Source organism: Cognatundibacterium jejuense (assembly GCF_014284255.1).
GTDB classification, from domain to species: domain Bacteria; phylum Pseudomonadota; class Gammaproteobacteria; order Burkholderiales; family Burkholderiaceae_D; genus Undibacterium; species Undibacterium jejuense.
The window spans coordinates 1-803 of the sequence record NZ_JACOFV010000048.1; the positions used below are offsets into that span (position 1 = coordinate 1).

Here is an 803-nt window from a genome sequence, read left to right on the forward strand (position 1 = left end):
ACCATCAGCCCAGCCAGTGACTCCGGCAGCAGTCGCCAATTCACCACCAACTGCGACCAAAGAAAAGAACTCTGATACTCGTTTGACTTGCCCATGTGCATTAGTGGGGCAAAGCTTATTATTCGTGTCATCAATTGCTGTTCTTAACATTTCAGGCAAAGACTTAACACTGTCCACCAGCCATTCTACAAACGCTAATCCAGCGGTTCCATGGTATTGCTGAACCATGCTGACTAAATGCCGAGATAGTGCAGAGCCATCACTAAAAGAATGCAATGTATCGAACACGCCTAAGCCTTTACCTGCATCAGCGCGAATATGTGACATCCTTATTTCCTGTCCAGCTTTTGGCTTTTTACCCGCTTCCGCCATTTTTGCTTCTAGTGTTATCTCACCATCAGTAATGAATATTTCTCTCCATGTCGTTATTTTCCTATTTCCCTTGTCCGGCGTATTGCGTGCCTTCCCTTTCTCATTCGCTAGCATATAGACAATATCGCCAACGACTTTTCCATCTACTTGACCAAGCTCATCAAGTACCAATAATGCATCAGAGTATTTTTGTGCAGTAGGCTCTATTGAGCTATGGGTCGCTAACCAGCTTTGAGCATAATCCGAACCACCAAACACTGATGCTGCGACTTTCATAGCCGTACTTTTTCCAGTGGAACTACTGCCTACCATATGTAACCCAAAGCTCTGTACTTTGGAATGGTTCAACAGCAAGGAAGCGAAAGCGGCTGACACAAAAAACAGCAACCGAGAGTTACCACGGCAGTAAGCCGCGACCTGTTGATTCCATT

The 803-nt window shown here is 45.3% G+C and carries 1 protein-coding gene; it reads right to left on the reverse strand.

The window, feature by feature from the left end; translation table 11 throughout:
- Positions 1-803 (reverse strand): DUF927 domain-containing protein (locus H8K32_RS19950; protein WP_186914386.1); only part of this gene is annotated, 803 nt, incomplete at both ends.